Source organism: Marinobacter sp. OP 3.4, from assembly GCF_036224885.1.
Lineage (GTDB): Bacteria > Pseudomonadota > Gammaproteobacteria > Pseudomonadales > Oleiphilaceae > Marinobacter.
In genome coordinates, this window is record NZ_JAVVLT010000043.1 from 1 (window position 1) to 7,894 (window position 7,894).

At 63.1% G+C, this 7,894-nt stretch carries 9 protein-coding genes; 3 read left to right on the forward strand and 6 right to left on the reverse strand.

Annotated features, from left to right (window positions below; genetic code table 11):
- Positions 1-139: 139 nt before the first annotated feature.
- The 3 genes from RO069_RS08275 to RO069_RS08285 are packed head-to-tail and all read right to left on the reverse strand — an operon-like array spanning position 140 to position 3,095.
- The gene (locus tag RO069_RS08275) at positions 140-1,663 is read right to left on the reverse strand and encodes a tripartite tricarboxylate transporter permease (protein WP_328186664.1); all 1,524 of its coding nucleotides are present in this window, start codon (positions 1,661-1,663) and stop codon (positions 140-142) included.
- Positions 1,663-2,118 (reverse strand): tripartite tricarboxylate transporter TctB family protein, encoded by a 456-nt coding sequence (locus RO069_RS08280; RefSeq protein ID WP_328186665.1) that lies wholly within the window; start codon positions 2,116-2,118, stop codon positions 1,663-1,665. The genes RO069_RS08275 and RO069_RS08280 overlap by 1 nt, the downstream gene beginning before the upstream one ends.
- The gene (locus RO069_RS08285) at positions 2,118-3,095 is read right to left on the reverse strand and encodes a Bug family tripartite tricarboxylate transporter substrate binding protein (RefSeq protein WP_328186667.1); all 978 of its coding nucleotides are present in this window, start codon (positions 3,093-3,095) and stop codon (positions 2,118-2,120) included. Before RO069_RS08285 ends, RO069_RS08280 begins: the two co-directional genes overlap by 1 nt.
- A 252-nt stretch (positions 3,096-3,347) precedes the next feature.
- Here RO069_RS08285 and RO069_RS08290 point away from each other — a divergent pair, with 252 nt between their 5' ends.
- Both RO069_RS08290 and RO069_RS08295 read left to right on the forward strand, forming a co-directional pair.
- Positions 3,348-4,991: a sensor histidine kinase gene (locus tag RO069_RS08290; protein ID WP_328186668.1), complete on the forward strand. Its 1,644-nt coding sequence runs from the start codon at positions 3,348-3,350 to the stop codon at positions 4,989-4,991.
- 6 nt (positions 4,992-4,997) lie between these two features.
- Entirely contained in the window at positions 4,998-5,696 is a 699-nt protein-coding gene (locus tag RO069_RS08295) for a response regulator (protein ID WP_328186669.1), read from the forward strand.
- Between the two features lie 11 nt (positions 5,697-5,707).
- Here RO069_RS08295 and RO069_RS08300 read toward each other — a convergent pair whose 3' ends face one another.
- Positions 5,708-5,944, reverse strand: a complete 237-nt coding sequence (locus RO069_RS08300) for a hypothetical protein (protein WP_328186670.1) — start codon at positions 5,942-5,944, stop codon at positions 5,708-5,710.
- 199 nt (positions 5,945-6,143) lie between these two features.
- Between RO069_RS08300 and RO069_RS08305 the strand changes: the two genes are divergently transcribed.
- Positions 6,144-6,827, forward strand: a complete 684-nt coding sequence (locus RO069_RS08305; protein WP_328186672.1) for a DUF4396 domain-containing protein — start codon at positions 6,144-6,146, stop codon at positions 6,825-6,827.
- Here the strand turns inward: RO069_RS08305 and RO069_RS08310 are convergent.
- Positions 6,824-7,384: a Spy/CpxP family protein refolding chaperone gene (locus RO069_RS08310; protein WP_328186673.1), complete on the reverse strand. Its 561-nt coding sequence runs from the start codon at positions 7,382-7,384 to the stop codon at positions 6,824-6,826. The two genes, RO069_RS08305 and RO069_RS08310, sit on opposite strands and share 4 nt — an antisense overlap.
- Before the next feature lie 87 nt (positions 7,385-7,471).
- A partial coding sequence (locus RO069_RS08315; RefSeq protein WP_328186675.1) for a YoaK family protein occupies positions 7,472-7,894 on the reverse strand: 423 nt, incomplete at its 5' end.

Here is a 7,894-nt window from a genome sequence, read left to right on the forward strand (position 1 = left end):
CGACTACTTCTTCCTGAAGATAAAAGCAGCGTTTCCCGGTAAAGCGCGATGAACCCAAAAAAAGGGGTATCAGATGAAACCTGATACCCCAAAGGCAACGATGACTCACGTTGCTGGTCGCTGAAAAGCGTGTGTGGCCTCAGTCCGAGACCGGTACCTCCTTCATTGCGGAGTTCATGCGCCGCCGCAGCAACGGGCCGACAACGTAGGGCAGGATCAGCCCCAGGCCCGCGAATACCCACAGCCCGATCGCCAGGCCGCTATCCCACAGGGTGGTCCAGTCGCCGTCGGACAGGTCCAGCGCGTGGCGCAGGTTCTTCTCCATTTCCGGCCCCAGCAGCAGGCCGAGGATGATCGGCACCAGCGGAATTTCGAGCTTGCGGAAGACATAGCCCGCCACGCCGAAGGCCACCATGAAATACAGGTCGAAGGTGGTGTTGCTGATGGAATAGATCCCCACGAAGGCCACCATGGTGACCACCGGCAACAGGTACTTGGGCGGCACCGACAGCAGCCGCACGAAGATACCCACCAGCGGGATATTGAGCACCAGCAGCAGGAAGTTGCCGATCAGCAGCGCCGCGATCACGCCCCAGACAATGTCCGCGTTCTGGGTGAACATCAGCGGCCCCGGGGTGATGTTCAGGGAGATCAACAGCGCCAGCAGCACCGCCGTGGTGCCGCTGCCGGGCACACCCAGGGTCAGCATGGGCACCAGGGCACCGCTGGAGGCGCCGTTGTTGCCCGCCTCGGGGCCGGCCACGCCACGGGGATCACCCTCGCCGAAGTAGCCCTTCTTGCCGACGACCTTCTTTTCCAGGGTGTAGCCGATAAAGCTGCCCAGGGACGCGCCGGCTCCGGGCAGAACGCCGGCAATGAAGCCCAGGATGCCGCCACGGATGCTGGATGGCATGATCTCGCGGATGTCCTTCCAGGACAGCTTGAGCTTGTTCACTGCCATCTTCGCCTTGCCGCCGCCGGCCTTGTCCTCGATAAAGAACATCAGCTCGGAGATGGCGAACAGGCCCACGATGGCGATGATGAAGTCCACACCCTCGTAGAGCTCCAGTGTGCCGAAGGTGAACCGCTGCACCCCGGTGTTGTCCATGCCCACGGTGGCAATCATCAGGCCGATACAGGCCGCCACCACGGTCTTCATGGGATTCTTGCCGGTGATGCCGCCCAGGGTGGCAAAGGCCAGCAGGAACAGCGCGAAATACTCCGCCGGCCCGAAGGTCAGGGCGAACTTCGCTAGCAGCGGAGCCAGCAGAATCAGGCCGATGGTGGCGATCAGGCTGCCCATGAAGGAGGCAACGGCGGAGATGGCCAGCGCCTCGGCGGCCTTGCCCTTCTGGGCCATCGGGTAGCCATCGAGACAGGTCATCATCGCTGGCTCATCACCGGGAATATTCAGCAGGATCGACGAGATACGCCCGCCGTACATGGCCCCGGCGTAGACCGCCGTCAGCATGATCAGTGCGGTTTCCGGCGCCAGTCCCAGGGTAAAGGCCAGCGGGATCAGGATGGCCACGCCATTGGTGGGGCCCAGGCCTGGCAGTGCGCCGATCAGGGTTCCCAGGAACGCCCCCAGCAGGGCGAACATCAGGTTCTCCGGTGCCAGCGCGACGGCAAAGCCGTCCATCAGGAATCCGAGGGTTTCCATCAGTTCACCTCCAGGATCGCCAGCAGGCCGGACGGCAGGGCCAGATCAAGGGCAAAGGTAAAGACCAGGAACACCACCACGCCGGCAACGCCCCCGGTGGTAAAGGCGTTGCGGGGCCGGGCGCCCATGCGCCAGCACAGGGTGCCCACCGCCAGCAGCGTGCTGATGATGAAGCCCAGCGGCTGCAGCAGCGCGGCGTAGAGCACCAGCACCACCACCGCAATCACCAGTTCCACCCCGGTGCGGCTCCAGGGCCAGGCGTTGTCCGGGTCCGGTCGCACCACCATGTACAGGCTGGACAGTCCCAGTACCACCGCCAGCAGCAGCGGGAAGGTCTCGGGTCCGACGGCTTCGGAGCCGCCAAACGGCTCCGGCAGTTGCAGGGCGCCCCAGCCGTAGGCCACGGCCAGGACGATCATGACAACGCCGAAGATTCGATCGTTGAAGCCAGCCATCACCGCACCAGCCCTATTTCCCGTGACAGGGCCTCGATGTCCTGGATCTGCATCTTCACGTAACGCTCAAACTCGCCGGCGCTCATATGGAAGGGCATCAAGCCGTTTTGCTTCATGACCGCCTTCCACTCATCGCTCTGGTAGATGGTGTCCATGGCGTCGATCCAGTACTGCTGTGCCTCGTCGGAGATGTCCGCCGGCATGTAGAAACCACGCCAGTTGGCACCCAGGGCATCAATGCCCTGCTCGCGGGCGGTGGGGATGTCGGCATAGTCACCGGGCAGGCGTTCCTCGGCCAGCACCGCCAGCACCCGCAGGTCACCGGAGTCCATGAAGCCCTGGGCCTCGGTGATGTCGCCGGTGAAGGCGTCCACGTGGCCACCCACCACCTGGGTCATGGCCTCGCCACCATTGTTGTAGGACAGGTAGGGAATGCGCGGCAGAGACTCCACTCCCGATTCTTTCGCGGCAATCAGCACCTTGAGGTGGTCCCAGCCACCCTTGGCGCTGCCGCCGGCAAACTTCACGCTGCGGGGGTCTTCCTTGAGGGCTTCCATCAGGGATGGCAGGTCCTGGTAGGGCGAGTCCTTGGCCACGGCAATGATGCCGTAGTCGGCACCCAGGGCGCCGATCCAGTTCACCATGTCGGCGTCCACGCCCGGGAACTGCCCCTGGGCCAGGCGGGTGGTGGTGGCGGTGGAGGCCGCTACCAGCACCTGTTCCTCTGCGTTGCGCTTGCTGACGGTATGGGCGAAAGCCACACCGCCGCCGGCACCGGCCATGTTGATGGTCTGCACACTGCGGGGCACCAGATCGAGATCTTCCATCACCTTGCCGACGCTGCGACAGGTGAAATCCCAGCCGCCACCCGGATCGGCGGGGGCAATGCATTCGACTTTTCCGGAAGGTTCCCAGGCAAGGGCAGACAGGCTGAACGTGGCCACGGCCACGAATGACAGGCATCGTTTGATAAGCATCGTTGTCACCTCAATCTTGTTGTTGTGCCTTCCCGGGGCATGACCCGATGTGAATCGTGCCTCTGGCGTCAGGCGTGACGACCGGGGGAAGGCTCAAGACGCAGGTTACGAACCGGTGACGGAACGATGAAGTTTGTGGTCGTAATGCCTTTAAAGAATTTATCGGGTGTTTTGTGCATATTGTTCACGGGCAAAACCCGCGTTCCTGACGTACCCTCTGTCCCAATACCGAATAACAAACGTTGTCCGTGAATGCCGTTCGCCTACCGCAAGCTCAAACTGAAAACCCGGATGATCCTGGTGCTGGGACTGGTCAGTGCCCTGCAGACCGGCCTGATCGGCGGTTTTGCCGGCTACTACCTGAGTGAGTCCCTGTACGACGAGATCGGCCAGCGGGCGTTGATGGTGTCCAAGACCGTGGCGGCCATGCCGGCGGTGATCGAAGGGGTGCAGGAGCGGGATTCCCGTGCACTGATGACCCTGAGCAGTCGCCTGGCGGAAACCAACCAGGCGCTGTTCATTGTGATCGGCGACCACAAGGCCATTCGCCTGTCCCACCCGGACCCGGCCCGCATCGGTCACTCCATGGCGGATGACGATGACGACGAAGGTACCCTGGCACTGGAACAGGGGCAGGCCTACGTAGGACGCGCCAGGGGTAGCCTGGGGGAGTCCATGCGGGGCAAATCACCGATTGTGGACCCGGCCAGCGGCGAGATTATCGGCATAGTATCGGTGGGTTATTCCCTGGAGCAGGTGTTCTCGGTGATCCGTCGCTACAACCTGGTGCTCTATACCGTGATGGGGCTGATGCTGGTGGGCAGCGTACTGGCCGCCATCGTCATCGCCGGGCGCTTCAAGCGGGCCATCTTCGGGCTGGAGCCGGAGGAAATCGCCGGCCTGTTCCAGGAGCGGGACGCCACCCTGCAGTCGGTGCGGGAAGGCATTATCGCCATCAACCGGGATGGCATCATCACCACCTTCAACCGCACCGCCATCAAGACCCTGGGGCTGGACCCGGACATCCGCCTGGCGGGCCAGCCCATCGGCGACATCCTGCCGGACAACAACCTGATGACCGCACTTCAGACCGGCGAATCCGCCTTCGACCAGGAAGTCTGGCTCAAGGGCCGGCAGATGATCGTCAACCGGCTACCGGTGCGCCAGGGCGACGAGATTATCGGTGTGGTGGCCAGTTTCCGGCTGCGGGACGAGCTGGACCAGGTCAGCCGCCAGCTCACCCGCATACAGCAGTATGCCGACACCCTGCGCAGCCAGACCCATGAGTACTCCAACAAGCTGCACACCATCGCCGGGCTGATCCAGATCGGCGCCAACGACGAGGCCCTGGCACTGATCGGCAGCGAAGTGAGTGATCACCAGGCCCTGATCCACCTGCTGCTGGAAGCGGTACCGGACCCGGTGCTGGCCGGCTGCCTGCTGGGCAAGTACAACCGCGCCCGGGAGATGGGCCTGCGACTGGTGATCGACCCGGACAGCCAGATGGCGGACGTGCCCGACAGCCTGCCCCGGGACCAGCTGGTCAGTGCCCTGGGTAACCTGATCGACAACGCCCTGGAAGCCACCCGCCAGCACCGGGGCGAAGGCGGCATTGTGCACCTGAGCATGACCGACCTGGGCCATGACCTGATCTTTGAAGTGGAAGACCAGGGGCCGGGCGTGCCCGCCGACCAGCAGGACCGGATCTTCGAGCGCGGCGTCAGTGGCAAGGGTGACGGCGACCGTGGCATCGGCCTGTACCTGGTGCGCCAGTTCGTGGACCGGTGGGGCGGCTCGGTGACGGTGGAGTCGCTGCAGCCGTCCGGCAGCCGGTTTACACTGTACCTGTCAAAGGTGCCCGAATCCGACCCCAATCGCCGGATGCAGCGAGGTTAACGCCGTTTGAACACCATTCGCCTGTTGATTGTTGAGGACGATACCCAGATTGCCGAGATCCAGCGGCGTTTTGTGGAACGCATGGACGGCGTGGAACTGTGCGGACTGGCCCACACCCTGGCCGACGCCCGGGACCAGATCGACGTGCTGCGCCCGGACCTGGTGTTGCTGGATGTGTATTTCCCGGATGGCACAGGCCTGGAACTGCTGCGGGAACTCCGGGCCAGCGACAGCCCCAGTGATGTCATCCTGATCACCGCCGCCAGGGAAGTGGATACCCTGCGCAGCGCCCTGCGGGGCGGCGTGTTCGACTATATCCTCAAGCCGCTGGTGTTCGAGCGCCTGCAGGCGGCGATCCAACGCTATCGCGAACACCGGGACACCCTGGACAGCCTGGGTGATGTCGCCCAGAAGGAAGTGGACGCGCTGCTGCCCCACACACCGCCGGAAGCCGCCAGTGAATCCAACGCACCCCGCCTGCCCAAGGGCATCGATGCCCTCACCCTGGACAAGATCCGCGAGGTGGTCCGCACCAACGGGGACTGGAGTGCCGAGGCCGTGGGCCAGGAGATCGGCGCCTCACGCACCACCGCCCGCCGCTACCTGGAATACCTGGTGAGTACCGATGAGCTGACGGCGGAAGTCACCTACGGCACCGTCGGCCGGCCGGAACGCCGCTACCGCCTGGCGCCGGACACCCACTGATCAGGCAGTCGTCAGGTCCCGTCCCCCTTCACACCCAGGCGATCCAGGTACAGGTGCAACTCCTGCTCGGTGATATTGATGTACTCCACCACCCGACCATAGAGCATGACGGTAGGCACATTGCGTCCGCCCAGCTCCTGCTGGGTCTCATTCAGCACATGCAGGATCAGCCGCTCGGTGCGGGTGAGCCCGTCACGGACGTCGGGGATGGCCTCCTCGATCAGGCGCTGGCGCTCGCTGTCGTCCATCAATGTGTCCCCCTGTTACCTACTGAACCCATTTGATCATCATTTTCCGATACCCGGTGGCCGCCGCCACATTGCGATGGGTTCACAATGATTGAAATCCCCGCTTCCTGCACTAACCGTGTATAGGACAGTCATCGTATCGCAGCAGCTTGCGGATTCGGTAAACGAGTCAGCAGGCCAGGCATAAGGACCGATGGATATGACTCTTGACCAGATCCAGACCCTGATCGACACCTGGACCGGCCTCGGCATCTGGCTCGCCATTGTCGCTGCCTGTGTGGTCTGGATGGTCTACGACCTGCGCACCAGCAATAGTCACATTGCCTCCATCATGCAGTGGGTGTGGATACTGACGGTGCTGTATTCCGGCCCGCTCGGCGTGCTGATCTACCGCTATTCCGGACGACGGCAGATAACCACTGATGACCTGCCCCGCAAGGGCTTCCGCTCGGTAGCCCACTGCTATTCCGGCTGCGGTATCGGGGAAATCCTTGGGGTGATCATTTCCGTGGGCCTGTTTGCCATGGGCAACTTCTGGGCGGCCATCATCACCTTCTCCCTGGCCTACTTCTTTGGCTTTGCCATGAACATCGGCCCCATGATGCAGAACGGTATGGCCTTCAGAGAGGCCTTCAAGGGGGCCTTCGTCGCGGAGTCCATCAGCATCGTGGTCATGGAAGGCGTGGCGATCACCACCGACCTGTACCTGGGCGGTCAGTCAACCATGGGCGATGCCCTGTTCTGGTCATCCCTCTACATTTCCCTGTCACTGGGCCTGCTGGCCGCCTGGCCGGCCAACCTGCTGCTGATCCACTACGGCCTGAAGGGCGGCATGGGCGACCCGAGGGACACCGACGCGGCAGCACAGGCCCATTGCCATTAGTGTCCCGACTGATGGTGGCCATGCCCGCCCCGGTGCGGGTTGCCACCGACATAGCCCCGCAGCACGCTGTACCGGGCAACCTGGTGTTCATCCAGCAGGCCGGTCAGCTCAAGGTGGGCCTTCAGGTGAACCGCCCGCAGTCGGGATTCAATGCGGGCGATGTCCGCCACCCGTTCCGACAGCGTCGATTCGTCAACGCTACGGTCCCTGAACGCACGATCCAGGGCGCGTTCCGCCGCCACCAGCTCCGCACCCAGTGCCTGGGCCGATGCCTGCATACGGTCAAAAATGGCCTGGGTGCGCTCCCGCTGTGACGGCGTCAGGTCCAGTTTGTCGCCCAGTTCCAGGACATGGGCCGGCCCGGGGTAGCCGTTGAGTTCCGCCGCCTTGGCGTAACCCATGCCCTTGCCGTCCAGCAGGTCAGCGACCTCCGTTTCCGACAGTGCCTTGATCGCCCGTTGTTCCTGCCCGGCGTAGTCCGACTTTTCTGCCGCCAACGCTGCCGGGCTCGTCAGTGCCAGCAACAGGACCGATACGGTGATGACATTGTTGTTCATGGGGAAATCCTCCTTCCGCTGTATGAGCACCCACAATCTGGCAAGTTCCCGTGCGATGGCGGACCAGGTGACGGTATGGCCACCGAGCTACTGGTCAGACACCTGTCGATACCTGGCCGAGTAGAGCCGATAGCAGCCTGCCAGCACCAGGCAGACCGTGCCGGGTACCAGCAGGGATTTAAACCTCAGGGCCTCAAACAGCACGGCTCCCAGAGTACCCCCTGCTATAAATCCGGAAATGATGATCAGGAACAGCAATGCCTTGCGCCGATCAAAACCCTCCCCTCTCAGGAAAGCCCCCAGCATGATGCCCAGGTCCGTGAAGATCCCGGTCAGGTGGGTGGTGCGCACCACGGCGCCGCTGTACTGGGTGGCCATGGCATTCTGGAGGCCACAGGCCGCCGATGCCGCGAACATGCCGTAGAAGGAGCCCCCGGACAGCAGATAGAACGCCCCTGTCAATGGCCATTTATTTTGACCCACCTTTGGCCAATAAAATTGACCCACCTT

Coding starts and splice junctions, on each gene's coding strand:
- RO069_RS08310 (WP_328186673.1), bottom strand. CDS start 7,384: ATGAACAACAATGTCATCACCGTATCGGTCCTGTTGCTGGCACTGACG.
- RO069_RS08285 (WP_328186667.1), bottom strand. CDS start 3,095: ATGCTTATCAAACGATGCCTGTCATTCGTGGCCGTGGCCACGTTCAGC.
- RO069_RS08300 (WP_328186670.1), bottom strand. CDS start 5,944: ATGGACGACAGCGAGCGCCAGCGCCTGATCGAGGAGGCCATCCCCGAC.
- RO069_RS08290 (WP_328186668.1), top strand. CDS start 3,348: ATGCCGTTCGCCTACCGCAAGCTCAAACTGAAAACCCGGATGATCCTG.
- RO069_RS08305 (WP_328186672.1), top strand. CDS start 6,144: ATGACTCTTGACCAGATCCAGACCCTGATCGACACCTGGACCGGCCTC.
- RO069_RS08280 (WP_328186665.1), bottom strand. CDS start 2,118: ATGGCTGGCTTCAACGATCGAATCTTCGGCGTTGTCATGATCGTCCTG.
- RO069_RS08275 (WP_328186664.1), bottom strand. CDS start 1,663: ATGGAAACCCTCGGATTCCTGATGGACGGCTTTGCCGTCGCGCTGGCA.